This is a genomic window from Gracilimonas tropica DSM 19535 (assembly GCF_000375425.1).
Lineage (GTDB): Bacteria > Bacteroidota > Rhodothermia > Balneolales > Balneolaceae > Gracilimonas > Gracilimonas tropica.
The window spans coordinates 120885-146596 of the sequence record NZ_AQXG01000007.1 but is presented as its reverse complement, the minus strand read 5'-3'; the positions used below and the strand labels follow the sequence as shown (position 1 = coordinate 146596).

The 25712-nt window shown below is 44.8% G+C and carries 24 protein-coding genes; 15 read left to right on the top strand and 9 right to left on the bottom strand.

Annotated features, from left to right (window positions below; genetic code table 11):
• Positions 1–36: 36 nt before the first annotated feature.
• Positions 37–1833: a T9SS type A sorting domain-containing protein gene (locus B151_RS19640; protein WP_020403917.1), complete on the bottom strand. Its 1797-nt coding sequence runs from the start codon at positions 1831–1833 to the stop codon at positions 37–39.
• Between the two features lie 79 nt (positions 1834–1912).
• Here B151_RS19640 and trhO point away from each other — a divergent pair, with 79 nt between their 5' ends.
• Together trhO and B151_RS0112150 are read left to right on the top strand one after the other, a co-directional pair.
• Positions 1913–2863, top strand: a complete 951-nt coding sequence (gene trhO, locus B151_RS0112155; protein ID WP_020403916.1) for an oxygen-dependent tRNA uridine(34) hydroxylase TrhO — start codon at positions 1913–1915, stop codon at positions 2861–2863.
• Complete coding sequence (locus B151_RS0112150) at positions 2850–3755, top strand: pseudouridine synthase family protein (protein ID WP_020403915.1); 906 nt, start codon at positions 2850–2852, stop codon at positions 3753–3755. Before trhO ends, B151_RS0112150 begins: the two co-directional genes overlap by 14 nt.
• Before the next feature lie 203 nt (positions 3756–3958).
• Here B151_RS0112150 and B151_RS0112145 read toward each other — a convergent pair whose 3' ends face one another.
• The gene (locus B151_RS0112145; RefSeq protein WP_051069748.1) at positions 3959–4753 is read right to left on the bottom strand and encodes an alpha/beta fold hydrolase; all 795 of its coding nucleotides are present in this window, start codon (positions 4751–4753) and stop codon (positions 3959–3961) included.
• A gap of 185 nt (positions 4754–4938) precedes the next feature.
• Here B151_RS0112145 and B151_RS19635 point away from each other — a divergent pair, with 185 nt between their 5' ends.
• The 6 genes from B151_RS19635 to B151_RS0112110 all read left to right on the top strand — a co-directional run bounded on the left by B151_RS19635 (position 4939) and on the right by B151_RS0112110 (position 9142).
• Positions 4939–5478 (top strand): ComEA family DNA-binding protein, encoded by a 540-nt coding sequence (locus B151_RS19635; RefSeq protein WP_020403913.1) that lies wholly within the window; start codon positions 4939–4941, stop codon positions 5476–5478.
• A 98-nt stretch (positions 5479–5576) separates the two neighbouring features.
• Entirely contained in the window at positions 5577–7118 is a 1542-nt protein-coding gene (gene porX / locus B151_RS0112135) for a T9SS response regulator signal transducer PorX (protein WP_026166642.1), read from the top strand.
• A gap of 294 nt (positions 7119–7412) precedes the next feature.
• On the top strand, positions 7413–7850 hold the full coding sequence (gene tsaE, locus B151_RS0112125; RefSeq protein ID WP_020403910.1) for a tRNA (adenosine(37)-N6)-threonylcarbamoyltransferase complex ATPase subunit type 1 TsaE: 438 nt from the start codon (positions 7413–7415) through the stop codon (positions 7848–7850).
• The gene (locus tag B151_RS0112120) at positions 7850–8137 is read left to right on the top strand and encodes a hypothetical protein (protein WP_020403909.1); all 288 of its coding nucleotides are present in this window, start codon (positions 7850–7852) and stop codon (positions 8135–8137) included. The genes tsaE and B151_RS0112120 overlap by 1 nt, the downstream gene beginning before the upstream one ends.
• Before the next feature lie 189 nt (positions 8138–8326).
• Positions 8327–8806: a DUF411 domain-containing protein gene (locus B151_RS0112115; protein WP_026166641.1), complete on the top strand. Its 480-nt coding sequence runs from the start codon at positions 8327–8329 to the stop codon at positions 8804–8806.
• Positions 8807–8938: 132 nt separating this feature from the next.
• Positions 8939–9142: a hypothetical protein gene (locus tag B151_RS0112110; RefSeq protein ID WP_020403907.1), complete on the top strand. Its 204-nt coding sequence runs from the start codon at positions 8939–8941 to the stop codon at positions 9140–9142.
• 30 nt (positions 9143–9172) lie between these two features.
• Here B151_RS0112110 and B151_RS20270 read toward each other — a convergent pair whose 3' ends face one another.
• On the bottom strand, positions 9173–9352 hold the full coding sequence (locus B151_RS20270; RefSeq protein ID WP_020403906.1) for a hypothetical protein: 180 nt from the start codon (positions 9350–9352) through the stop codon (positions 9173–9175).
• 27 nt (positions 9353–9379) lie between these two features.
• Complete coding sequence (locus B151_RS18660; protein WP_020403905.1) at positions 9380–10009, bottom strand: SDR family oxidoreductase; 630 nt, start codon at positions 10007–10009, stop codon at positions 9380–9382.
• Positions 10010–10104: 95 nt separating this feature from the next.
• On the opposite strand from B151_RS18660, the gene B151_RS0112100 reads away from it, so the two are divergent.
• From B151_RS0112100 to B151_RS0112090, 3 genes are all read left to right on the top strand, one after another.
• The gene (locus B151_RS0112100; RefSeq protein ID WP_020403904.1) at positions 10105–10476 is read left to right on the top strand and encodes a co-chaperone GroES; all 372 of its coding nucleotides are present in this window, start codon (positions 10105–10107) and stop codon (positions 10474–10476) included.
• Positions 10477–11145, top strand: a complete 669-nt coding sequence (locus B151_RS0112095; protein WP_020403903.1) for a YitT family protein — start codon at positions 10477–10479, stop codon at positions 11143–11145. It begins immediately after the preceding gene.
• Between the two features lie 258 nt (positions 11146–11403).
• Complete coding sequence (locus B151_RS0112090) at positions 11404–12315, top strand: MBL fold metallo-hydrolase (protein WP_020403902.1); 912 nt, start codon at positions 11404–11406, stop codon at positions 12313–12315.
• Between the two features lie 226 nt (positions 12316–12541).
• On the opposite strand, the gene B151_RS0112085 is transcribed toward B151_RS0112090, so the two are convergent.
• The gene (locus tag B151_RS0112085) at positions 12542–17101 is read right to left on the bottom strand and encodes a translocation/assembly module TamB domain-containing protein (protein ID WP_020403901.1); all 4560 of its coding nucleotides are present in this window, start codon (positions 17099–17101) and stop codon (positions 12542–12544) included.
• A gap of 2 nt (positions 17102–17103) precedes the next feature.
• Positions 17104–19029 (bottom strand): BamA/TamA family outer membrane protein, encoded by a 1926-nt coding sequence (locus B151_RS0112080; protein WP_026166640.1) that lies wholly within the window; start codon positions 19027–19029, stop codon positions 17104–17106.
• 115 nt (positions 19030–19144) lie between these two features.
• Between B151_RS0112080 and B151_RS0112075 the strand changes: the two genes are divergently transcribed.
• Both B151_RS0112075 and B151_RS0112070 read left to right on the top strand, forming a co-directional pair.
• Complete coding sequence (locus tag B151_RS0112075; protein WP_020403899.1) at positions 19145–20425, top strand: M14 family metallopeptidase; 1281 nt, start codon at positions 19145–19147, stop codon at positions 20423–20425.
• 51 nt (positions 20426–20476) lie between these two features.
• Positions 20477–20935, top strand: coding sequence for a hypothetical protein (locus B151_RS0112070; protein ID WP_157470975.1), 459 nt, complete (start codon positions 20477–20479; stop codon positions 20933–20935).
• On the opposite strand, the gene fahA is transcribed toward B151_RS0112070, so the two are convergent.
• Positions 20928–22187, bottom strand: coding sequence for a fumarylacetoacetase (gene fahA, locus B151_RS0112065; protein WP_020403897.1), 1260 nt, complete (start codon positions 22185–22187; stop codon positions 20928–20930). The genes B151_RS0112070 and fahA overlap by 8 nt on opposite strands.
• 148 nt (positions 22188–22335) lie before the next feature.
• Here fahA and B151_RS0112060 point away from each other — a divergent pair, with 148 nt between their 5' ends.
• Entirely contained in the window at positions 22336–22614 is a 279-nt protein-coding gene (locus B151_RS0112060) for an HU family DNA-binding protein (protein ID WP_020403896.1), read from the top strand.
• A 1-nt stretch (position 22615) separates the two neighbouring features.
• Positions 22616–23635 carry an HU family DNA-binding protein gene (locus B151_RS18655; protein WP_020403895.1) on the top strand — a complete coding sequence of 340 codons (1020 nt, stop codon included), beginning with the start codon at positions 22616–22618 and terminating at the stop codon, positions 23633–23635.
• Between the two features lie 6 nt (positions 23636–23641).
• On the opposite strand, the gene hemW is transcribed toward B151_RS18655, so the two are convergent.
• Both hemW and B151_RS0112045 read right to left on the bottom strand, forming a co-directional pair.
• On the bottom strand, positions 23642–24778 hold the full coding sequence (gene hemW / locus B151_RS0112050) for a radical SAM family heme chaperone HemW (protein WP_020403894.1): 1137 nt from the start codon (positions 24776–24778) through the stop codon (positions 23642–23644).
• Positions 24779–25041: 263 nt separating this feature from the next.
• Positions 25042–25584 carry a gamma carbonic anhydrase family protein gene (locus B151_RS0112045; protein WP_020403893.1) on the bottom strand — a complete coding sequence of 181 codons (543 nt, stop codon included), beginning with the start codon at positions 25582–25584 and terminating at the stop codon, positions 25042–25044.
• Positions 25585–25712 lie beyond the last annotated feature (128 nt).

Below are 25712 nucleotides of genomic sequence, written 5' to 3'. Positions count from 1 at the left end.
CCCGTAATTCTATCCCTGATTCTGATTCCTATCGGTTTATTTTACCAACAGCATCTTCTTGGTGAAACTCATGTCGTCGATCTGCAAACGATAGAGGTAGGTACCCGAGGCAAGTCCTGAAGCATCAAACGGGATGGAATATGCTCCGAGGCGGAAGGTTCCATCTGCAAGGGTTTGAACTTTCCTTCCCATCAAATCATATACCTCCAGCTTCACTTCTGCCACTCTTGGTAACTCAAAATCTATATTGGTAACCGGGTTGAAGGGATTTGGATAATTTTGATATACCCTTATCTCTTTTGGAAGATCAGCAAACTCCGGATCGCGAATTGGAATGGCATTGCCTGTTTTCCCCATAAGCAAGCTAAGCTCCCTGCTTGATGTACTGTTGCTGAAATTGGCTATTACAATTCCCAGCCTGCTTATATCTTCCCAATAAATTTCCGTAGGAATGTACACCTGACTTTTATTTGCCCCGGTTGAGATGACTTCTTCCACAGACCCGTCTTCATAATAAAACAGAAGACCGATCCCTACCTGGGAACTGTCAAAGTCTACCGCCACATCCACGTATCCCTTATCCCCGGAAGAGGGGACGATCTCATAGTATCTTGCTGCCAGAGGCTTTATGTCTCCAACTGCCAAGGATTGCGAAGGCACCATGGATAATTCCTCTTCCATATTGGAATAGGGATAATCTGCTTTCTCCTCAAACCCGTAACTATCCAGGCTGGCCCTTGAACCGGAGGCAAAATGCCAAAGGTGATTGCGTACAAACAGGGTTGGAAAGTCCTCTCCATAATCGGGAATTACTTCGGTAAGAGCTTCATCCAGCGGCAGGTTATTTTGATCTTCGATCAGTTGCCAGGCATCCTTCCATATTTGATTTCCAAAGTGCTCTGTAAAAAAGATCATCCAGCTTACATGCCAATAGGCGCCGGGAGTGCCATTTTCAGGACCATAAAAAATAGATTCGAAATACGGAGTGGACCCATTCAGGTCATTCTTGATGTAGTTGTAGTAATCATTGACGTCATCGTAAACCACTTCTTCCATTAATGTGGCATCCATTTCTGCCCAGTTAAACGCTCCCGAAGGCGACCGCCAATTGTTTTGTTGGTACTGAATGGCGTGCTTAAACTCATGAGCGATAGTTACATACAACGCGCCTTTCACATTTCCTTCAGGATGGGTATTGGGAGGAAAACCCTCAAAATCATTTTCTATGAATATCTCAGTAAGCGGGCCTCCTGATGAAGATTGCTCGGTGTAACCATATGCCCCGCCTGTATTTATGATGTAGATATTATATCGCGTGCCGGCAGGTATGGGATCGGTGAAACCGATATTGCTAACTTCATGCCGATAGGTTGAGTCCGCCGATTCTGCAGCCCAATCCACATAATCCGGAATACCGTTTCCATCTTCGTCAACTACAGAAACAGAGTCCGAACCGGAAGTATGATAAAAGATCTCAAATTTCCCGCTCGGTGAAATGTAACTTTGCTCTACCAGGGAAGATGCCATTGCTTCTTGTTTTAAAGCCGCCACCTTCTCTTTAGTGATGGGAGCCAATTCCTGTTCATGCTCCTTGTAAAACATTAGCGCAGGAGTTGCACATTTATGAATTTGATGCTCATTCGACGGTTCAAAAAGAACTTTGAATTGTTCCAATACGGCTTCGTCCAATTCGATCTCGCCCCGGATATAGGAATCCTGTATATCCAGTAAAGTAGGAGGGGGCAATTGCTCCTGTGCAGCTGCAGGTAATGAGAAACACAAAGCCACGCATATCAGCAGAGCATATTTAAATTGCCGGATGGGGTTATTCATTATTGGGATTTTCCTTAACTTTCAGGTTCGCGATCAATAAACGCCGAAACACAACTGTTCTTATAATTTAAGAGAAAAAATGTACCAAGTTATACTCTATTATAATTTCGAGCATATCGAAGAGCCGGAGAGATTTTGCAAAGCCCATAAAAATTTTTGTAAAGAGATCGGGCTAAAAGGACGAATTTATATTTCAGAAGAAGGCCTTAACGGAACGGCCGCCGGAACGGATCAGCAAATTGAAGAATACAAAAATTATGTATGGTCGCTTCCCGGTTTTGATGATACCGCCTTTAAGCAGGAAGAATGCGAGTACATTCCTTTCCCCCGATTGACCGTAAAAGTTCGGGAAGAAATCGTATCACTGCATATGGATGATGTTGATCCCAGGAATGGTGGAAATTACCTGGAACCGGAAGAATGGCGTCGTGTCATCGAAGAAGAAGATCACGTGATGATCGATGTGCGCAATAACTATGAATCCAAAATTGGGCATTTTAAGGGAGCTATTAAGCCGGATGTTGAAAACTTCTACGATTTCCCCCAATGGCTGGAAGAAGCCAACATCCCCAAAGACAAGAAAGTATTGATGTACTGCACCGGCGGTATCCGCTGCGAGAAGTTCTCCGTGCTGATGAAAGAAAATGGCTGGGAGGATGTTAATCAGCTACACGGAGGCATCATCCGTTACGGTAAAGAACAGGGCGGAGAGCATTTTAAAGGCAAGTGTTTTGTGTTTGATGACCGCCTGGTAGTACCCGTGAATCCGCAAGACCTGGAGCCCATTGCCCGATGTGAGATCACCGGAAAGCCTGCCGATACTTACATTAATTGCGCGAATATGGAATGCAATAAGCTGTTTGTTTGCAGTGAGGAAGGCGCCCGCCAAATGGACGGTTGCTGCAGTGAAGAGTGCAGGCAAAGTGAATACAAGCGCCCGTTTGATCCGGAAAATGCCTTCAAACCATTCAGGAAATGGTACAATTATTTTGGAGAGGATTTTAAGGAACGTCCCGTTGGATGCTCGTAAAGTACGCATTGTAAAGCCTTATCCGATTACGTATCGGTTTAAGGTAAAATCGGAGTTTGAGGGAAGAACGCTGCTGGATCTGATGAGTGAACGGTTTCCTTTTCACGGTTCCAATGTGTGGAAAACCAAGATCCAAAACGGGCTTGTTGGGGTGAATGGAGAGGAGGCTTCTGAGGGTGTCACTCTTTCTGCTAAAGATGAAGTATATCACCACAACCCCAAGGTAAAAGAGCCCTCTGTTCCGGATGAAGTCTCAATCCTTCAGCAAACCGAAGAGTATTTGATCGCCTTCAAACCAGCGCCGTTGCCCATGCACCCCGGCGGGCGGTACAACAAAAATTCACTCACGGCTATTTTGGAAGAAAGGGGTTATTCCAATTTGCGAATTGTCCACCGGCTGGATGCTGTCACTTCCGGACTCGTACTTTTTGCCCGAAACAAGGCTTTTGCTCAAAAGGCTATGAAGTGCTTCAGTCGATCTGAAGTAAAGAAAACCTATTATGCGATGGTCGCCGGAAAACCGGAGGAAGATTCGATTACTATCGATACACCCATTCGTCGTAAAACCGGATTTGTATTCGAAAGTAAATTAGGGTTGAAGCATGCGAAAGAAGCCATCACCTGTTTTGAAGTGGTGGAGAGGGGTGAGTATTCAGCCATCGTAAAATGCAGCCCCAAAACCGGAAGAACACATCAAATTCGACTGCATTTAGAGCAGTGGGGATTTCCAATTATTGATGATCCTATTTACGGAATCAACGGCGATAAGAGCAGCAAACGAGCTCAAAAAACCGGAATCAGTCTGCTTAATGCCGGGCTGGAAATTGAGGAACTTGGGGTGAAATGGGAGTTGGGTCTTCCTGGGGAATGGCTGCAAAGCATCTCTTCCTGAAATAAAAGCATAACCAAACAGGATCGTAATCCATTTTGGTTATAACTATTCGGGAATAGGTTCTGGGTTCGGCGTTCATTTTCTCGCAGAGGAGCACAGATGAAACGCTGAGTTCTGCTGATCCTAAATAGTAATTAGCTGTTTACCCTCGCTCCTGAAGCTCTGCGCCGGAGCGAGGCAAACAGTGAATCGATGATTTATGACTATCCGGCTTTAAAAAACGCCTCTGCAATCCGTGCAAACTGCTTGGGTTTATCGAGAAAGGCATAATGACCGGCGTCTTCGATAATGACCAATGCAGCATTCTTGATTCCCTTTTCGATTCGCTGTCCTTGGTAAACCGGCGTAGAATCATCATTTCTTCCCCAGATCAACAAGGTTTCATGGGGAATTTTTGGGAGGCAGGATTCCAGGTATTCGGTCACTGATTTCACAAAGGTCTCCCGCATCACCCCCGAAAGTTTGGAATAATCGGAAGAGCCGAGACTTTTCCAAAGTGAGGTTGTACGCAACCATCCTAATGCTTTTTCGCGGAGTGAACCGGGCAGCAGCATAAATGGAGCTTTCAGGATCTTGGCCGTATACTTTCTGATATAATATTTCATCGACCGCCTGGGTTTCATTCCGGCTCCGCCTGTTATCAGTACTTTAGCGATGCGGTTTTTACCAAAATCACGGGCGCACAATTTCAGGATGATCCGCCCGCCAAAAGAGTGCACCAGCACATCCACTTTTTCTTTTCCTAAGGATTCAATAAAAGCTTGGACTACATCCGCGTAATCATCAATATTCCAGGCGCGGGAGGGTTCCGGGGAATCACCAAATCCGGGCAGGTCGAGTACATAACTGGTTCGGAGGTTTGACAAGTTTTGAGCTACCGGCATCATCACGCGTTTGCTGCTTCCCCAGCCGTGGAGAATAACGAGCGGCTTTCCTTCTCCCACTTTTTGGTAGATGATGTCCTGGTTCTGATATGTAAATGTCTGATTGTCTGCCATAGTCTGAATTTTGCCAAAAATCTCACATCCTGCTTTACTAAACAACCTTATTTTTTGTGTCAAGGTGCTTCAGTGTTTAGGTGTTACGGTGTTTACGTGAAATTTGTCGTAAACACCGTAACACCTTCGCACAGTAACACATTAAAGACGTTGAATTTTTGGTGCGCCTCTATCATATTAGACCTATGAATTTCAATGAGCTAAAACGTAAAGCTTTTTTCTGGGTAGAGAGACTTCAGATATCGCGGGGCGAACGCATTGGGATCGCGCTGCTGCTGGGGATCATTGTACTCCTTTTGGCTGCAAATCTATTTCTTCGGCGTTCCTACAATTATAGTCAGGAAAACTATGACCAAATACTGGCCGAGTTTCAAAAAAGAAACGAAGCCGCAGAACAAGAAAAAGCTGCGCTAATTGAAAAATATTCTCCAGGTCCGGAAGTTAATCGTATGGAAAAAGTAGAGGAAACGGAACCGGCAGCATCACCCAGTGAAGAGCCATCCTCAACTCCGAAAACGACCGCACCAAAAATCATCAATATCAACACGGCTGATCTGAAAACGCTACAGACTCTTAAGGGTATTGGTCCTACCTATGCCAAACGTATCATTGAATACCGGGAAACAAACAACGGCTTTGATTCCATCGATGAACTCGTTAATGTTAAGGGTATCGGAGAAAAGCGGTTGGAAAACATCCGGCCGTACATCAAGCTTGAGGATTAAATTATTTTGCAGCCCCTAAATCACTAAACCACAAAAATTGTCCGCTTAAAGTTTTATCACTTTTGAGCTTTCGTGGCAAATTTAAAGACTATTATTTCATGCCTAAAATACTTTGGGCAGATGACGAGATCGATCATCTGCAATCGCATATTATTTTTTTAGAGAAAAAGGGATTTGAGATCACCCCGGTCTCTAACGGGGATGACGCGGTCAGCCTGATCGCCTCCGAGCCGTTTGATATCGTATATCTGGATGAACAAATGCCGGGCATGGGCGGTATTGAAACCCTTGAAAAGATCAAGGCTATACAGCCATCGCTTCCGGTGGTTATGATCACCAAAAGTGAAGAAGAATCGATCATGGAGGATGCCATCGGGGGTAAGATCTCCGATTACCTCATCAAACCGGTGAATCCCAATCAAATCCTGCTGACCACCAAACGACTGTTGGAGCGGAGTCGCATTCAATCTGAGAAATCGGCTCAAACCTATCTGAAGCAATTCAATGAATTGTCGTCCCGCATTCATCCCGGTACACATTGGAAAGAATGGATCGACATCTACAAAGAACTTACGAACTGGCAAATTGACCTGGGTTCTTCGGACGAAGGATTGGTGCAGGTTTTTGATGATCAGTTTCAGCAGGCTAACAAAGAATTTGGGCGGTTTTTAGATCAGGAATATTTGGGATGGATGCGCTCGGATGACGCCCGGCCGATGCTTTCGCCGGAGGTTTTTGAGAAGTATGTGAATCCACACCTGAAAAATGATGAGCACGTTATGTTCTTCGTGATCGACTGCATGCGGTACGATCAATGGCTGATCTTTGAGCCGTTTCTTTCTAACTACTTTTCCATCGATACCGACTTTTATTATTCTATTCTACCAACAGCAACGCCCTATTCGCGGAATGCCATTTTTTCGGGATTATACCCGGCTGATATCGAGCGCATGTACCCGGAATTGTGGCAACAAGGTCAGGATGAATCTTCACTGAACCGACATGAAGAAGAGTTGCTGAAACGGCAGCTGGAGCGCCATGGCATTGATATCAATTTCAAATATGAAAAGATCCTGAATGCAGATGCCGGGCGTAAAGTAGCCGACAAGATCGGCAGTTATGCACAGTCAAAACTTGCCGCTTTTGTGTTCAATTTTGTGGATACGCTCGTCCATTCCCGTTCCGATTCGGATGTCATCAAAGAGCTGGCTCCCGATGTATCTGCGTTTCGATCGGTGACGGAAGCCTGGTTTCAGCACTCTTCGCTGCTTCAAATGTTCAAAGGCCTGGCCAAAGAAAACGTTACACTGGTGATCACTACCGACCATGGCTCAGTGCGCGCCCTGCGCGACACCAAAGTATATGGTGACAAAGATACCGCCACCAACCTCCGCTATAAATACGGCCGGAACCTCAAAGCCGATCAGCCTGAAACAGTCATTTTTATGGACGACCCGGAAGCTTATCGCCTTCCTAAAGTGGGTTCCATCAACAATTATATGATTGCCCGGGAGGACTATTATTTTGTATATCCTACCAACTATCACAAATACCAAAACCGCTACCGGGATACCTTTCAGCATGGCGGGGCTTCCATGGAAGAGGTGATCTTGCCGATTGCTACCTTACGGCCGAAATAGGAAAGAACAATGATTACAGAACATTGAACATTCAATGCTGAAGTTCTTTTCTACCTCGCTCCTGCGATCTGCGTTGGAGCGTATTTCCGCACCGTTATCGCTGTTTTTTCTTTCTCTTGTTTGTAGACAAGTTCACGGAACGATTCCTTTCCAAAGACGAAAGCACAAACACGCGACTCTGGAGAGACGCGGTACATCTTTGTTTCGCAGGACCTTCCCTTTTTGGGAATAAACTTTGAATCAAAAGCGTGGTATCTTTGAGGTCAATTTTCAAAGAAGTTTTTGCAGAAGAACGTGTCTACATCAAAAACCATCATAAGCCATTCGGTTGAGGAAACCATTCGTACCGGATATGAGTTTGGTAAGCAACTGAAACCGGGCGATATCATTTGCCTGAAAGGCGATCTGGGTGCCGGAAAAACACATTTTGTGAAAGGCGTGGCTTCGGCATTTGGGATCAAACCTGAAAAAGTCAGTTCACCTACGTATACTTTGATCCATGAATATTCCGGCCGCATTCCGGTGTATCATTTCGACTGCTATCGTTTAGAACGCGAACAAGAAGCCCTGGAAATTGGAGCCGAAGAATACTTTTACGGTGACGGCGTTTGCCTGATCGAGTGGCCGGAAAAGATATCGTCTTTGATCCCCGAAGATGCCTTTGAGGTCGAAATTAACCATCGGTCAGGCTCAGAAAGAGAAATTATTATTCATCAGAACAAGCAAGAGTGATGGCACTCTCCAAGAAACGACGACTTCCTTACCGACTGGATCTGTTACCGGTGATCATGCCGTATCACCGGAGGGCGAATAACGTGCTGAAGACGGGCGACTTGGTGTATTACGGGCCCAGTCCGGAGTACTACGGCATCGGGGAAGTGGTTCAAACCGCAGAAAAAGTGTGTATGGTTGATTTTCGGGGAACAGGGGAACTCGGGATTCACAAAGATGAAATGTTGTCCTCGTATTTGATCCCGATCCATAAGCTGAATTTGTCGGGCGTACTGAAGGAGCGGTAGAACTTCGGGCAAGTGATATTGAACATCCAAAGATAATTTCATCTCGAATGCTCATTATGTATTAAAAGAATGAAGCTCTTAAGGGCTTCTTTTTTTTGGCAGACAAAATTTCCCCGGGTTGGATATAACAAATGTACCTCAAACGGGTTATCTTGGCGCACATCAAATTTGAATCCGACTGTAAAGAACATGAATAACAACAAAATTTTGATCATAGGCCTGTTGGTAACTGCAGGCGTTGCTGCCTTTTTATTCTGGCCGGGCAATTCATCCAATAACTTACTATCTGATAAGACCCAGGTAACCATGTATAAAAACGAAGGTTGTCAGTGTTGTACTCGCTGGGGCTCTCACATGATGGAAGGAGAATTTGCCGTAGAAGAAGTGCCCGTGCCCGTACTAATGCAGGTGAAAAGAGATAATGGGATCACCCCGGAACTGGCCTCCTGTCATACCGCACTTATTGATGGATACGTGGTAGAAGGGCATGTGCCCCGTGCGGAAGTGGAACGGCTGCTGAAAGAACGTCCGGAAGGAGTTGTAGGCCTTGCGGTGCCCGGAATGCCTATCGGCTCACCCGGAATGGAAACTCCCGGCCGCACACCGGATAATTATGATGTGCTGCTGGTTAAGGAAGATGGCACAACCAGTGTGTATGCTTCATACTGATCGTAATTTCTTTTGAGATCACAAGCCCGGTAACAGCCGGGCTTTTTTGTTTTATAGAGTTTTTTAACGGCCTTTGAAACAAAATTCAAAAAAAGTACTCTCAATAATTCAATCGTAATAAAATTAAACATTATGAAAAAAACGATAGGAAGCATACTGACAGCCGGAGGCTTATTGGGAGTGATTTATTTTGGCTATCAATATTTTCAGGAGTCAGAATCTTTTGAAGCTTTTGGTGCAGATGTAGCCATCAGCACCGGAGATTATACGCCAATTATTATTTCAGCAGTGGTTATGATTGCCGGTATCGTAGTCTCGAAACTGAACATTAAATGAGTAAGGGGTTTTTAATTTGAATGAACCGGGTTAAAGCCCACATAGCTTATTGCTGATCTCCCATAATTTTTTTGCGGCATCCATGTCCCGGGCAATTCTGCTTGGCGTGGATGCTTTTTTGTTTTTGAAATACTGGCCGCTGGTATTTCGCACTTCCTCGGAGCTGGCCAGATAGATGGAGGTTTGAGCGCCTTCTTTATTCGACGTCATAAACGGTTTGCCCAGGGTATAAAACAGTCAAACCAACAAATTTCCGCTCTGACCAAAATTCGACCCAACCAGTCCTGGATGCAGGCAGTTGGCGGTTACGGAAGTATCCCTTAAACGATGAGCCAGTTCTTTGGTGAAGAGGATATTGAAAAGCTTTGAATTGCCATACGCCTTGAACGGTTTAAAGCCATCCTCCAGCTGAAGGTTATCGGGATCAAACTCTCCGGCGCGGTGAGCTTCGGAAGCTACATTGATAACGCGGGCATGATCAGCAGATTTCAGGTGATCCAGCAGTAAGTTGGTGAACAAGAAGTAGCCGATGTGGTTTACCGCGAAGGTTTCTTCTAGTCCATCTACCGTTTCATTACGTTCTGAAGCTAAAAAGCCGTGGTTGTTGATCAGTACATCGATCTTCTCAAATTTTTGTTTGATGGTATCGGCGGCCTGATGAATTTCAGCCTGGATAGCAAAATCACACAACACGATCTCGATGCCGGCATGACCGGTTTCTTGTATGATCTCTTCCATCGCCGCTTTTGCTTTTTCCTCATTACGGCAGACCATCACCACATACGCCCCTTTTTGAGCAAGGGCCTTGGCGGTTTCAAATCCAATTCCTGAGTTGGCACCGGTAATAACACAAAGTTTGTTTTCCATGATATTTCTGATGAGTAAATGTATTTGCTGATTTACACTAACGGTTTTTCAAAGTTTCAAATTCCGTATCTTTCACCATAGAAAATCAAGACAGTATGATCCAGGAATATCTGAACTCCATTGAGAAATTTGTAGTGGTGGGCGACCGCGTGCTCATCAAACCCCGGGACATGGAAACCCATACCCGCAGTGGGCTGGTGCTTCCGGCTTCGGTGAAAGAAAAGGAAGAAATTCAAAGCGGCTATATCGTGAAAACCGGGCCCGGTTATCCCATCCCAAATACCGATATCGAGGAGACCTGGAAGGGTAGCACCGACACCAAATATATTGGCATGCAGGCGCAGGAAAGTGATCTGGCGATCTTCCTGAAAAAGCAGGCTTACGAAATTGAATTTGAAAACGAAAAATATCTAATCGTCCCTCATGCAGCTATTTTACTGCTTATCCGGGATGAACCAACCACTTAAATGACCCAAGAGAATACCACTCATTCCCCTCAAAAAGAGAAATCAAAACCATCCATTTCTAAAGAACAAGAGACCCAAAAACACAGCATTCTGGATGATGTGCAAGGCATTATTATTGGCTCACTGCTGGCCGCTTTTGGTATTTCGATCTTTTCGCACATGAATTTCCTGATCGGCGGTACGGCCGGTGTGGCTTTTCTCACACAGTACGCTACAGATCTTACTTTTGGCTCTGTGTTCTTTGTGATCAATATTCCGTTTTACCTGTTGGCGATCAAAAAACTGGGTTGGGATTTTACCATAAAGACCTTTTTGGCAGTTTCCGGCGTTTCATTTCTCACCGAATATATTCCGAAGATCTTTGAGTTTGGCTACATCAACCCCTGGTTTGCGGCTGTTTTCGGGGGATTTCTGATCGGTAGTGGTTTGCTGATGCTGTTTCGTCACAAGGCCAGTTTGGGCGGGCTGAACATTCTCTCTATTTACGTGCAGGAATATTTTCAGATCAGTGCCGGTAAATTCCAGATGGTAGCCGATACGCTGATCATATCTGCGGCGTTCTTTATCGTGGATTGGAAAGCACTGGCTTTTTCAGTGCTGGCCGCTGTGGCGTTGAATATCATTCTGGCGATCAACCACAAACCCGGCCGTTACCGCGGAATGAGCTGAGGGTTGACTAGTGACAGTAACATCATTGCAACATTTTCGTTTCAACGCAGAGCGTAGGAACGAGGCTGAATCTGAAAAGACCTGAAAAGGATAAATTCGTCCCTCGTATCAAATGCTTTGCGTTGGCAAGAAAAAAACTTCTCCCTTCAATATTCGATGTTCCTTGTTGGATGTTCCCATATTCAACCGGGAATGAATGCTTCGATTTTTTTCGTTAATTACGGCATAAAATTCATTTTATAACCTAACTTAAAGACTATGGATCGTCGGGAATTTTTGCTAAAATCTGCTTTAATGGGAGCCGCTGCTACGCTTCCTTTTCATAAACTTTTTGCGCTGGGACAAGAAAGTCCCTTCACCACACTGCGCCGAAATGTGGGTACTTTTGTGGGTTCAGGTGGAACCATCGGCTGGCTGGTAAATAAGGATGGCATTGTGGTTATAGATTCCCAATTTCCGGAATCAGCGCGGACTTGTATTTCCGGCCTGGAAGACATGGGAGATGCTGCTTTTGATATGCTAATCAATACCCATCATCACGGAGATCACACCGCAGGTAACCCGGCTTTTGAAGGTAAAGTGAAACGCATTGTAGCTCATGAAAACGTACCTGATTTACAAAAAGCAGCAGCGGAAAGAAATGGGAAGGAAGCATTGGATGCTCAGGTTTATCCGGATACCACATATTCCAAAACATGGACGACCGATGTAGGCGATGAAACCATTCGGCTCACTCATTATGGGCCGGCGCATACCGGTGGAGATACGGTGATCTATTTTGAGAAGGCCAACGTGATTCACATGGGAGATCTGATGTTCAATCGGGCACATCCATTTATCGATCGGGGTTCGGGCGCTTCTATTTCAAACTGGATCACTACGCTGGAAACAGTAGCTGATGAATATCCTGCAGATGTGATCTATATTTTTGGCCATGGAAATACAGATTATGGAATCACCGGCGATAAAAGTGATTTGATGTTGAAACGAGATTTTTTGACTGCGCTGCTAAATTATACCGAAAAGGGAATTTCAGCTGGTAAATCACTCGAAGAATTGAAAGCTGTTGAAACTCTTGACGGTTTTGAGGAATTTAAAGCACCGGGATGGCGACTCCCGCTCAGCGCTAACATAGAAGTAGCTTATGCCGAACTCACCGAAGACAACTGATTCTAAAATCCGGCCTGAATCCAAATCCGGTTCAACCCAAAAACAACAGCGTCGGTGTCAGTTTTGCGGTCAGATCGCAGAATTGGTTTGGGTACATGGCCACGGACAATGCGCCGCTTGCGGAATCAATGCCGAAGAATGCTGCCGAGGCGAGACTTGTGATTTTTAGTGATTTGGTGCGATGGTGTTACAGTGATTGTCTCAACACTGTAGCACTCAAACACCATTAATAATCATACTGCCAGCGGAGATCAATTCCCTGCCGGTTATCGTCGCCTTGGGTGATGATGAGGTCAAGATTTTCATTCAGCAGATATTCCAAAATGAAGAGGGTTTCAGGGGTTGAACCGCTGATCTCATTAATGACGGCAAAGAAGGTTCTTCGGTTCAAATACCAACCGGTTTTGATGGAAGTCTTGCCTTCGGAACTGGAGTTATCAATTTGCACCACATCGATCCCCAGCTGTTGAGTTGCCAGTGTTTCAACTTCATTGAGTAGCACGTCAACCAAAAGGTCGGTAGGCGCAGAACTGCCTCCACCGCTTACCACTTGTTGCCATGATTCCAACGCGTAGCATGGTTTATTGAACAAGGTATAACAGATGATGTCCTGCTGCTCCATGTAAGGTTCACTTTCAAACCTAAAGTCAGGGTCTTGTGCATTTCCTTCAATTATATAAAACAGCGTAATGGGATTGCCCGTTTGTTTTTGAGCGGTTTGTGGGATGTAGCTGGTTCTGATAAAAATATCCGGTTCAGCAACCGGCCCGCTGAAAGTAAAAGTTCCTTCCTCAAGATTAAATTGTTTGCCAAGAGGACGAACATACCCTCTCTGGGCATTTAAGGTACCAAAGAGTTCGAGTTCTTCATCCGTTGATTTTTGGGCATCAAGTTCTCCGGTGAGTGCGATTTCCATGTCCAGGTAGCGGCGGTTGCGTACCAGGAAGTTTCGTTCGATGACAAACTGCATGTCAATAGCCAAAGAGTCATAAGGACTAAAAGAGGATACTTCTTCATCTTCCAGGGTAACCGCTTCAACCGATTTTTCACCAAAGTCCTGCAAGAATATGAATCCATTTTTAACAGCCAGCCTCCCGGATACTTTTGGGCGCAGCGGGTTTCCGGACAAACGGCTGTCGAGGTCGATCGTGAAATTGTAATTATCGGTATTGGCAGCCTGGAAGCGAGTTGCCTTCGCGTTGATGTCCATACCGGAGGGGGTAAGTCCGTCCAGTTTGATGGTTCCATTTGCGGTAAAAGCTCCACCGCTTTTCATGCTAAAACTGTTTAGCAAGAGGCCGTTTTCGGTAAATTCCAGCTCCGAGTTGATCGAATTAAGGGAAATTCCGGCAATGGGAATGCTCAAATGGCCACTATGGAGGCTCATAAATCCGGTGGGCTGAACCTGGTTGAAAGGGCCGTCAATGGTAAGCTCGGCATTTAGAATACCTCTCAGGTTTCGGGTGTATTCTTTATCGAGGAAATCATTGAATACGGAAATATTAAACTGGTCAGTCACCACATTTACATGCAGGGAGTCGGTTGGTTCAGGCATAGTGAGGGCGAACGTGCGGAAATCCATGGAAACGGGAAATGCTGCATTTATGGAGGCTGCCCTTTGGCCTTTTGCGTCAATATTTGCGGTAGCTGTTATTTTCTTTTGCCGGTGATGGTATCTGAGATCTGCAAAAGCGGAATCTATCTTTACTCCGGATAATGTAGGATTTGCCAAGCGAAATACCCCGCTCATATCGGGTTCGCCTGCAGTGCCGGATAAATTTCCGTTAAAACTCAGAACGCCTTCGGTTTCTGTGATATTGAAATTAGCCAGCAAGTCTTTGAATTCCGACAAAGCCACAGGATGAATAATCAATTCTCCATTTACCGGCTCCATAAAAAATTCATCGCTGAGCGTATTTGGGTCGGCGGGGATGAACGGGACATCAAGGGTTCCAACCATTTTTTCTTCCCCTTCCATGGTGACATTAAGGTTGGCTTTCAGCCGCTCTTCCCTGAGATCAAAACCCAGATTCAGCCGGTCGAAATTTGTTCCCTGATAAGCCAATCTTGTAAAAGAAAGTGCTCCGCTGCCGGTGAGTTCATTACTATTATTGTGAACTACCAGTTGTCCGGAAAGCACCCCATCAACGAAACGCTCATCAAACAGAATCTCCTGTATCACCCCAAAATCAAAATCCTGCCCTTCTACCCAAATATCCTGCGAAGTGGAGTCGGCATAAGGGATGGCAAGATCGAGATAGGTGCCTTCTTTCGATTCTAGTTTAAGCGTATCCGATTGGATAGAAGCATTTTTATAGGAAAGATGAAAAGGCTGCTGAAGAGTGAGGGTTCGGGCGGGAGTTTCAAACTCAAAGCTGCTCCACATCATCTCGGTTTGCCAGCTTTTGGGAGTAATATGATAACTTCCGGTTTGCGATATGCGTCCGGCATCGGAGCTTATGACCTCAAAATTGAAAGAACCTAAAACCGAATCCGGAGAAGCAATTCCCGTGGTCTGAAGCCGGACATCTTCGAGACTAAGGCCGTTGAAGGCAGGCTCATTAATGTCCAATGACAGGTCATATCCATACTGCAAACCAATCATAACGGTAGTTTTCCCGGAAATGCTTTGGGCAGAAAACAGCGTATCGTAGCGGACATCAGCAAGGTCTACATTTCCCGAAAATTTAAGCTGTTCTTCGGTTTCATTGGTGATGTTACCCGAGATATTCCCCTTCGCATTCAGCACTTCTACCCCAACGGTACGAGCAAGGGGCTGGATGTTTTTAACTTCCATATTCAGGGCAATATCGTTTTTGGGATCGGTTACATCCGTGATGTTACGGCGGCCTGAGAACGTTCCTGAAATGGCTTCACTGGCAAGGCGGCCCTGTTCTATGGTGAAGATATTCCCGTTCAAACCTGCTTTAATGTTGAGGGAATCCAGAACAGCTCCATTCACAAAGCTGGAGTCAACGGATAGCCGGGTTTGCAGCTCGATGTCATCCGGGTTGAAAGAAGAACCATTCCCGGTAAGTTTGAGATTGATCGAGGTGGGGAGGTCTTCAACGGCGTGAATCTCGGAAGCATTGAATTCTTTGGTAGTGATACGGTATTCATAAGAGGGCGTTTCTTCCAGGTAATTTTGGACCAGTGCATCCAATTCGATCTTATTTTCAATAAGCTGCACAAAGCCTTTTGCGGTGACCTGATCCCTGCTGATGGTTCCATTAACATCAATGTTTGCAAATTTCTGGTCATTGATGATAAGGGTATCTCGTGTGTAACTCCTGTATTTTTGCACTTCTTCCCTGGAAGCGGTCAACATACTAATGCCCTCAGGAAAGTTGAAAACAGGCCTTATGGGCTTTGAAACCGAAAAAGTCCAGGGGTCTTCGCTTAAGGAAAAGCCCTTTCCCTTAAACTCTGATACAAAGCTGAGTCGGCCATTTATGTCCGCATCGCGAAGCCACCACCCAAGGTCGATGTGATCAACATTTAAGCGAAGGTCCCAGTCGGGTTTTTCAGAAAACAAGTCATAAATGTTTGTGTAAGTAGCAATGTGGTCTTTTCCGTCTTTTGCCTCAATGGTTGCCTGGGCGACGCCGTCTTTTACCGTTCCGCTGCCATATACCATTTCAAGCTGATAGTCTTCATAAACTATTTCATGAATGGTTGCGCCCCAGGTTACATCCATCTGTTCTGGGTTCTGTGACATTTTTCCTTCAACCGTACCCTGGATCTCTCCAAATTGTGCGTTAACGGAATCTTGTGTGAAATAGCCGAGATCTATATTTTTTACGGAAAACCCGAACTTGTTTAGAGAAGGAGATGTGTTTAACGACAGGTTGGAGATCATCAGAAGCTCATCAAAGCCGGTGCCTTCGCCGGTAAGTTCCAGGTTCAGGGAGTCTAGCCGGCCGCCTGCTTTTAGCGAAAGTTGAAGCTGATCGTCAGGAATGGGCGCATGCATATCCAGGTACGATTCAATATCCTTGATGGCGAAAGGTTGAGTGTTGACTTCCGCGTTCAGGGTAGAATCGGCGAGATTCGTTTGTCCATTTGCCCGAATAAGGGTTTTTCCGGTTTCCAGCACCAGTTGATTTAAAGTAATGAGTTTGTTGTCATAGGAAGCGGCCATTTCCAGCGAGATAGGTTGGGGCAGGCGACCTTCTTTCAGGCGGAATGAAAGGGAATGAAGGGAGCCTGAGATCTCATCTATCAGTTGAAAGCCGGCCGTTGCATTCAGCTCATTTACTTTGAGTGTACTGTCGGGGAGATAAGAGGGCATCCAGACATCCAATTCGCTATGTTGAATTGCGATGTGCTGCAGGTTGATACCAAAGGAGGATGATGTAGAATCTTGAATAGTTGTATCAGTTTTAACCAGGTCTTGAAGGTTAAAACGGCCTTTTTCTGTTTCCCGGATATTGGCATATAGTCCCGAAAGTTCAAGATTAGAAGCCGTAAAAGTTTGGTTCAGCAGATCCCAGATGTTGTATTCCAGGTGAAGTTCTTCCAGCGAAACAACCGTGTCTTTTTCGTTGGTGATATACAGATCCTGAACGCGAAAATCCTTCCATAGATCTCCCTTGATCTCTCCGATGCCAAGCTTGCCATTCAAGTAGTCATTCCCAAAAGAAACGGCTTTATTTTTCGCCAGTTTGTGTACCGCATCCGTTTTGAGAGAATAGCGAAAACCAAAGGCTAATACTGCCAAAGTAAGCACAAGCCATCCGGCTGATTTCAGCAATCGTACTATGATATGTGGTTTTTGCTCACTCATAGTCAAAATGCTTGCCCGATGCTAAAATGAAGTCCCCAGCGGTTCCAGGCACTCCCATAGTTAACCCCTTGGTAAATTCTCAGATCCTCATCCGTAGGATTTAGTTTATAGGCAATATCAATCCGGATTGGCCCAATGGGGGATTGATATCGAAAACCTCCGCCAGCACCGTATTGCAAAGGCGTTGTGCCCATGGACATGAAATTACGCCAAACCTGCCCACCATCTAAAAAAACAGCGATCCCAAATCGTTTGAGAAGGTCGCTAAGATCTAATCTCAACTCCGCTGTAAAGCTAAGGGTGGCGCGTCCTCCAATCGGGACATATCGGTCAAATGCTCCGTCTTCATTCAGGATGGCTCGCTTGGGTCCCAGTTCATGGCGGTTCCATCCCCGAACGGAATTGGTTCCTCCATTATAAATGCGTACATCGGAAGGCAGGGAATCCTGTTTGGAATAATAAATGCCGGCGAAGTTCAGGCGTTTTGCCAGTACGAGATAATCTGTGAGCATTGTGAACTTTCGTGTATCCAGCCCGGCTTTCTGAAAGCTAAAGGATGATTCACCGAATAAACCGGAGAGATCCCAAAATGGCTGAAGCGACCATCCCTCACGTCCTCTTCGGAAGTTCTTTGTGTAATAGGCATTCATGTTGAATGAAGATACATTGTAGGCAACTATGGAGTCGGGTAAGCTAACTTGTGAGTTTTGAGTGGTCTCATTATTCTGTGAATACTCGTATGAAACTGCGCTCGTAAAATTAGAACTGTATTGATAAAGGAAACTCGTCGTGGCACCGCCTCGATAGATCTCATAGGATGGTTCAAGTTTATGCTCCCAAAACGGGGAAATATTCAATGAACTCTTGGTATTGTACAGGTAAGGAAACAGGTAATTCATCGAAAGCCTTTGCTCGATTGCGGAGGCTCTTCCCGTGATATTAAAACGTTCGCCCCGGCCGCGCACGTTACGATGCGTCCATGAAGCTTGCCCTCTGAAAAGTTTATAGGCATCCGCAAAACCATCATCAAGCCGGGTGAGGTTTCCAATACCTCCTAAAAGTTCGACCGACCGCTGCGGCATTTCACGCACTCTTATAAGCACGTTAATGGTGGAGTCTTTGGGTTGATCCGGTATGGATACCAATGCAAACCGTAGCATATGGTGGCTGAAAACTTCTCGCTGTGCATCCCTGATCTTGCGTTCACTGAATACATGTCCTCGTTTTATTCCGGTTTCTCTGACCACATATTTCTCTTCAAAGTTATCTGCATTTTCAACTAAAACAGAATCGAAACGGGCTCGTGGGCCAAGTTCGTTCAGGAAGGTTACATCGGCTGTTTTAGCAGAACTGTCTACATTTGCCTGAATGGTACTTTGTGCGTAGGGAAAGCCCTGATTCTTGAATAAACCTACAAGCCGTCCTTCGATCTCTGATTTATTTGCAGTCTCATAGCGTTGCCCGGTTTTAAAGGGAAGATCATTTTTCAGTTCATTGATCTCATCGTTGGTTTTGATGAAGGCACTGTCCCTGTCAGAGACAGAAAGAGTAAAATCAACAGACCGAATTCGAATCGGGGCATTTTCAATGATCTCGAAGATCACTTCCTTGCGCCAGGTCTTATTCAGTTCTTCGATCCGGTAGCTCACTCTTACATCATCGAAGCCCCGGCGCTGGTAAAACCGCTCTATTCGTATAACGTCCCGCTTTACTTCATTTTCATTAAGCCGGTGCCCCACCATCTTCCAAAATATCAGCTTTTTAAGGGGAGATGGTGCCTCGTTGGAAATCACATTCTTGATAACAATATCCTCAAATGTTTCATTACCTTCTATACTGACTTTCCAAACCCTGGATATTGCAACATCATCATCCTGAGCAAAACCGGAAGGTGTCATCCAGCCCCAGAAGAGTATAAAACAGGGCAACCAAATTAGAAGTTTTAAATTAGAAGTAATCAAGCCGTTAATATATATTTGCGTTAGCCAAGTATAAGCGAATGTGCGGTTTCATTAAAACATAAGTTTAAGCAGTTTTTCTTTTATGATTAAATACATTGGATTGGTCTTTGTTTGCTCTTTTCTGTTGATATCCTGCAAAAGTTCGGAAGAATTTACCGGCTTCTCTTATGATCCTCCTGATGTAACAAATACCAAGGATAAGGAGATCACCATTCAGCCCAAAAGAATAATTGGGGCGGGAGAACCCAGGGTTTGGGTCAGTAATGAATTTGAAGGTGCACGATTAAACGATTTCTATGCGGTAAATGACAGCATGTTTGAGGTTTTTATTGAGCCGGAAAATGGACCAATTAATAACAGTCCCTGGTATGCTTTTAAAGTATGGAGCGACACGGTTCGAATGGCGAAGATCCGTATCGATTATAAAGATGCGGAGCACCGATATGTTCCAAAGTTGTTAAGTCGCAGTTCAAACGACAGCCGCTGGAAAAAGCAGATGGAATTACCGGCAGAATATGATTCACTCACCGGAACAGGGACCATAGAGGTGCTTCTTGCTCCCGAGCCGATCATCCTCAGTGCACAGCCTTTAAAAACTCCTTCAAGTCTAAAAGATGAGTTAAAACGGCGAAACATCCTGGGCAGAGAGTATGTGTCCATTCAGGAAGCCGGAACGTCCAAAATGGGCCGACCTATTTGGGAATTGAATATCACCGAAACCTCACCCGGTGAGAAAGCTCCCGTATTGGCAATAATAGGCCGGCAACATCCGCCTGAAGTAACCGGGTATATTGCCTCTTTGTTGTTTTTAGAGGAACTGACTTCTGACACAGAGTTGGCTCAAAAATTCAGGGAAACATTTGTGATTAAAGCCTATCCGATGATAAACCCTGACGGAGTGGCAATGGGACACTGGCGGCACAACGCCGGTGGAATTGACTTGAACCGGGATTGGGAAAATTTTAATCAGCCTGAAACACAAGTGGTTCGGGACGCATTGAGCCCTTTAGCGGATGACGATGAGAGAAAAATGTTTTATGGGATTGACTTTCATTCAACCAATGAAAATATTTTCTACCCGATAGATGAAGAAGTTGAGACCGTTCCTGATAATATCACACAACGTTGGTACAAAGAATTATTATCAGAAAACCCGGATGTTGTTTTCAACGTAGAGGAATTTGACACCTCTTCACCTATTGCAAAAAATTGGTTATATCACACTTTCGGTATTGATGCGGTAACGTATGAAGTTGATGACCAAATAGCACCGGACACCCTTGAGCAAGTTTCACGCTCTGCAGCCCGGTCTTTGATGAATATTTTGTTGGATGAATGGAGTAAATCCACTATTGAAAACTAACCCGGGGATACTCATATTCTCGTTTAAAAAGAAATTACAATGGACATGGCAATGAAAGGATCTGAGATTTTATTGGAGGGCATTCAAAACTGGAAATTAAGGCTGGTTTTGAGCGCGCTTCTATGCATTATGGGTTTAGCGGCACTTATCAGTATGGCCTTGGGCGTGTTTGTTGAACTTACGGTTGTTGACAAGACGATCGTAAGCATTGCCATTTTTATGGTGGGTACGCCTGCTTACCTGATAGCAAGTAATCTTGGAAAGGTTGACCAATACACCATTGCCGGGTTCCTGAATGAAAGATTGGAAGAGGTGGGAGGAGATGCAGAGGTTCTGGTGAAGAAAGAAGAAGAACTGGATGAAGAAGAAAAATCCCGGCGCCAACAACTTGAAGAATTCTTCACGGAAAACCCGCTTTATAATTTCCTTCCCGATAAGCCTGTAAAGCAAGCCTACCTTTTATTTGTGATATCACTGGCCGGCAGTTTCGGGATCTGGTTTATTAGCTGATAGCCGGAAGAATTTTTCCTTTTACTTCCCCAAAGCCAATGCGGTATCCATCACCCTGAGCCGATCCGGTAAGTATTAGTTCGTCTCCATCTTCCAAAAATGAACGGCTTTCGCCGGAATGCAGTCGGATGGGATCTGTGCCATTCCATGCTAATTCGAGTAAACTGCCAAACGTACCTTTTTCATTTCCACTGATAGTTCCTGACCCACAAAGATCGCCCGGTCTCATGTTACAACCATTTACCGTGTGATGGGCCAGTTGCTGGGCTATGGTCCAATAAAGATGCCGGTAATTAGTGGTGCAAATTCTTTCCGGTTCATTCATTTTCGAAGTCTTCAGGTAAACCTCGAGCTGTATATCGAAAGTGGTTGGGTTGGTTTGAGCCAGGTATTCCAGCGGTGCAGGAGATTGCTCCGGTGCTTCCACCCGAAAGGGTTTAAGGGCATCAAGCGTAACGATCCAGGGTGATATTGATGTAGCCCAGTTTTTGGCTAAAAAGGGGCCAAGTGGCTTATATTCCCACTTTTGTATGTCCCGGGCGCTCCAATCGTTGAGCAGGGCCAAACCAAAAATGTGGGATTCCGCTTCATTTACAGGAATTCGTTCTCCAAGTTTATTGCCAGTGCCGGTGATAAATCCCATTTCCAACTCAAAGTCGATGCGTTCTGAAGCTTTGAATACAGGACTTTCCGAATTATCCGGTAATATCTGACCTTTGGGACGGTGTAATTCGGTTCCGCTTAAAACAATAGAGCTTGACCGGCCATGGTAGCCAACCGGCAAATATTTCCAGTTAGGCATTAATGCATTTTCCGGATCTCTGAACATACTGCCTACATTGCGTGCATGTTGTTCGGAGGAATAAAAATCGGTGTAGTCTCCGATATCACAGGGAAGAACCATTTCAACTTCTTCCCGGCCTTTGAACACCCGGCTATGCAACAAATCGTCATCTCTGAGCCTGGGGTTGTCTTTGTGCAGTAAGGCTTGAAGGGTTTCCCTGGCCTCTGTCCAGGCGGCTTGTCCCAAACTCAGGAAATAATTCAGGCTTGAATCCTGAAAGACAAACTGATCTTTTAACAAAGGGCCATCAAAAAGTCCTTCTTCATCCAAAACAAACAAGTCAATGACGAAGTCGCCAATGGCAGAGCAGAGATGGATATCTCCATATTCCGTTTGATAGGCTCCGTAAGGTAAATTTTGAATAGGAAAGTGTGAATCCGGGGCTGTAGGGATGAATGATCTTAGCATAGCGGTAAATTATTTAAAGCGGATAATACGCATCCTGGAGCAGCAGTGAAACCACAATGAGCGTACATTGGGCTGTTGGAATTGCTTATTTGCCTGTTTTAGCATTTATTCCACCTCAAACAGCTAATATAATATCACACATGCTATTATGACGAAATCGGAGGTATTGAAAGAGTTGGCGGAAGAACTTGACCTCACTCAGGCCGAGACCGAGCAGCTTTACGATAGTTTTGTAAATGGCCTAACGACCTTGCTTTCAAAAAATAAAGGGTTCACACTGCCCGGTTTTGGGAGTTTTCATGCTGAAATCAGGCCCGAGCATAAGTCCTATAACCCGCATTACGAGCAAATGATGAAGATCCCTCCAAAAAAAGTAGTGCATTTTAATCAGTCCCGTGTGCTTAAAGACGAGATGAACGGAGAATAAAATGAGCGATAAAGTTACATATGGTGATATTGTAGATGCGCTTTCACAAAAAACCGGCTTCAGTAAAAATAAGAGCGAGGCTTTTACGAAGGCACTTATCGCAAAGGTAAAACAAGAGCTGCAGGAAAATGGGAAAGCCTCAATAACTAATTTTGGAAGATTTAAAGTAAAAGAGGTGGCCGAGCGGCAGGGACAGAATCCGCAAACCGGCGAGCCGATCACGATTCCGGCCCATAAACGGGTTACATTTACTCCCTACAAAGCCCTTCGGGAAACGGTGAATGCAAAGTATGCACATCTTGAAAGTGAATTGATTGAGGGGGAAGAGGAGGAATCGTCAGAAGGGACGGAATTGGCGGCTGAAAAAAGCCATGATTCCGATCAAACCGTTACGCCCGCTCCACCCAAAAAGCGAGAGAAAGCTAATAATAATATGGTAGTCATGATTGCGGCGGTACTTGTAGTAGCAATTATAGCGATTGCTTCCGCCTGGTTTTTGATGAGTCCCGGTGAGCAAGGAACTGCAGCCAGCCAGATACAAACTCGTTCAGATAACGTACAACCAGCTCAAGCTCCGGTGGAGACAAAGGAAGCAAAGGAGGTGCAGAATAAACAGTTGGCATCTGCTTCAGAACCTGAGCCTCAGCAAAGTTCTAAGACACAAAACACGGCAGAACAAGCATCAGATAATGATAACTCAGAGCTTCAGGTTTATACCGTCAAAGAGAATGAATGGTATTGGGTGATCTCCAAAAAAGTGTATGGGAAGGCGCAATTCTGGCCACTCATTTTTCAGGAAAACTTTGATGCGAATGAAAACCCCGATACGCTTGAAGAATACATCGAATTGGCGGTTCCGGTATTAGAGGGGACTGCCGAAAATCTAACCAAAGCAGATTATCAGCGGCTATTTGAGGCGGGCATGATGGTTTCTAAAGCTTATCACAATGCCGGAGAGGAAGGCAAGGCTTTTGAATATGCCCGTTATGCCCGAAACTGGGAAATGGCGGCTAAAGATTAACTCAGCCTATATAGTAATAAGGTCGAGTAAAATGGCATCCGCAATTTTCAATCCTTTTGTTGTAAGCTGAATACGATCTCCAATTTTTGCTTTTTCCTGAATTTCCAGCTGTTGCAAATACTCCTGCTGTTTTGGGTTGAATGAGAAATCGTAACGGGTTGCAAGTTCCTGAAGAGAAAGTCCGGAGCGGGTACGAAGTCCGAGCATCAGGCGCTCTTCAGCCAAATTTGTGTGATCCAGATGTTCTTCCTCAAACGGTTCATTCCAGCTTCCGGTAAAATAGCTTTTCAGGTCCGCTTTATTGCTCCATCTTTTGGCTGATTTTCCGTCTTCATCCCACCAAAAAGAATGCGCGCCCGGACCTAATCCCAAATAATTCACATGGCTCCAGTAGTTTGAGTTATGAAGCGCTTCTTTCCCCGGCTTGGCGTAGTTGCTTACTTCATATTGAAGAATACCGGCTTCTCCCAACTTTTCCACAACCAGATCAAAATGTCGGGCAACCGTATCATCTTCCGGAGGAACAATTCGCCCTAACTTAACCTGCTTACCGAGACGGGTTTGAGGTTCAATTGTAAGTGAATACGCCGAAATATGAGGAGGGTCAAATTGAAGAATAGTATCTATATCTTGCTCTAACGATTGCAGCGACTGACCCGGGTTCCCATAGATCAAATCAACCGTAAATACATTGAATTTTGAAGCTTGTAATAATTCAAGGCAGCGGAAAGCTTCTTCCGAAGAATGAGCCCGATGCATGAATTTGAGAAGCTCCGGATTGAAAGACTGAACGCCCATACTCGCCCGGTTTATACCCGCTGATTTTAGCCCCGAAAGAAATTCTTTGGTCACGTCATCGGGATTCATTTCGAAGGTGATCTCTTCCGGTTCAACCTTAAAAACATACTGTATGGCATCTAAAATAGATTCAACCTGTTGGGGTGTTAAAAGGGAAGGGGTGCCTCCACCGAAATAGATAGTTCTTACTGTTTCTTCAGTGAATCGGGTGTCTTTTTTGGAATGTATTTCGCGGATCAGTTCGTCCACAAAATCTTGTTTGTATTCTTGTCGGGTAACGAAATAAAAATCGCAGTACGAGCAGGCTTGTTTGCAAAAGGGGATGTGAATATAAAGTCCGCTCACTGGATTTTTGATTTTAGGATTTTGATTGATGTTTGTAAAACAACCAATTCAGCCATTGGTTGTCACCCTGAGAGATTCAATTTTCTAACAGGTTAGTCTGTATTCCGCGAAGGGTCTCAAAGTTTAAGCCACTGGTCTGTGTTATATGATGATATCGTTAGACTTGGAGGATATTTTAAGCGCTCAGGATGACAATCTGAGAGGTTGTTCTTGAGTCAATATGAAATTTTGAATTGGATCGATTTATAATTCAACACTTCCAGTCACTTACTATAAAAAGGGTTTTCGTCGTACTGATCTTTTTGCTGATAGGCGCGGGAGTATTTGACGTAATTGGCCGCGTATTTTGGGATAGAAGCGAGTTCTTCTACGGTCAATTTTCTTACCTTTTCCACGGGTGAGCCCATGTACATATAACCACTTTCGAGCTTTTTTCCGGGAGGAACTAAAGAGCCTGCAGCTACGATCACATCAGGCTCAATCACAGCCTTATCCAAAATAGTGGCGTTGATACCGATCAATACCCGGTCCTTGATGGTACAGCCATGTACTACGGCTCCATGGCCAATCGTCACTTCATTCCCAATAACGGTCGGCCCGGTTTGATTCATTACATGTATGCAAACATTATCCTGAATATTGCTTTTATCTCCGATCCGAATGTAATTCACATCTCCCCGAATGGTCACATTGAACCAAACACTACTTTCTTTGCCAAGGGTAACATCTCCGATAATATCGGCGCTGGGAGCCACAAAAACGGTTTCATCAAATTGGGGAGTTTGTTTTAAGAATTCGTAGATCATGAGATAAATTAAGTTTTATAAAAAAGAAAAATAATCAAATTTCAGGAGAATGTATTGTTACCAAGAGTTTCACTGAACAAGTGAAAAAGCTTGTTCATAAGAAACTTGCTTCATTAATTGTAAGCGCT

Bases quoted from the DNA above. Each gene is read 5' to 3' on its own strand.
- B151_RS19640 (WP_020403917.1), bottom strand. From the start codon at position 1,833: ATGAATAACCCCATCCGGCAATTTAAATATGCTCTGCTGATATGCGTG.
- trhO (WP_020403916.1), top strand. From the start codon at position 1,913: ATGTACCAAGTTATACTCTATTATAATTTCGAGCATATCGAAGAGCCG.
- B151_RS0112145 (WP_051069748.1), bottom strand. From the start codon at position 4,753: ATGGCAGACAATCAGACATTTACATATCAGAACCAGGACATCATCTAC.
- B151_RS19635 (WP_020403913.1), top strand. From the start codon at position 4,939: ATGAATTTCAATGAGCTAAAACGTAAAGCTTTTTTCTGGGTAGAGAGA.
- porX (WP_026166642.1), top strand. From the start codon at position 5,577: ATGCCTAAAATACTTTGGGCAGATGACGAGATCGATCATCTGCAATCG.
- B151_RS0112120 (WP_020403909.1), top strand. From the start codon at position 7,850: ATGGCACTCTCCAAGAAACGACGACTTCCTTACCGACTGGATCTGTTA.
- B151_RS0112115 (WP_026166641.1), top strand. From the start codon at position 8,327: ATGAATAACAACAAAATTTTGATCATAGGCCTGTTGGTAACTGCAGGC.
- B151_RS0112110 (WP_020403907.1), top strand. From the start codon at position 8,939: ATGAAAAAAACGATAGGAAGCATACTGACAGCCGGAGGCTTATTGGGA.
- B151_RS20270 (WP_020403906.1), bottom strand. From the start codon at position 9,352: ATGACGTCGAATAAAGAAGGCGCTCAAACCTCCATCTATCTGGCCAGC.
- B151_RS18660 (WP_020403905.1), bottom strand. From the start codon at position 10,009: ATGGAAAACAAACTTTGTGTTATTACCGGTGCCAACTCAGGAATTGGA.
- B151_RS0112100 (WP_020403904.1), top strand. From the start codon at position 10,105: ATGATCCAGGAATATCTGAACTCCATTGAGAAATTTGTAGTGGTGGGC.
- B151_RS0112095 (WP_020403903.1), top strand. From the start codon at position 10,477: ATGACCCAAGAGAATACCACTCATTCCCCTCAAAAAGAGAAATCAAAA.
- B151_RS0112090 (WP_020403902.1), top strand. From the start codon at position 11,404: ATGGATCGTCGGGAATTTTTGCTAAAATCTGCTTTAATGGGAGCCGCT.
- B151_RS0112085 (WP_020403901.1), bottom strand. From the start codon at position 17,101: ATGAGTGAGCAAAAACCACATATCATAGTACGATTGCTGAAATCAGCC.
- B151_RS0112075 (WP_020403899.1), top strand. From the start codon at position 19,145: ATGATTAAATACATTGGATTGGTCTTTGTTTGCTCTTTTCTGTTGATA.
- B151_RS0112070 (WP_157470975.1), top strand. From the start codon at position 20,477: ATGAAAGGATCTGAGATTTTATTGGAGGGCATTCAAAACTGGAAATTA.
- fahA (WP_020403897.1), bottom strand. From the start codon at position 22,187: ATGCTAAGATCATTCATCCCTACAGCCCCGGATTCACACTTTCCTATT.
- B151_RS0112060 (WP_020403896.1), top strand. From the start codon at position 22,336: ATGACGAAATCGGAGGTATTGAAAGAGTTGGCGGAAGAACTTGACCTC.
- B151_RS18655 (WP_020403895.1), top strand. From the start codon at position 22,616: ATGAGCGATAAAGTTACATATGGTGATATTGTAGATGCGCTTTCACAA.
- B151_RS0112045 (WP_020403893.1), bottom strand. From the start codon at position 25,584: ATGATCTACGAATTCTTAAAACAAACTCCCCAATTTGATGAAACCGTT.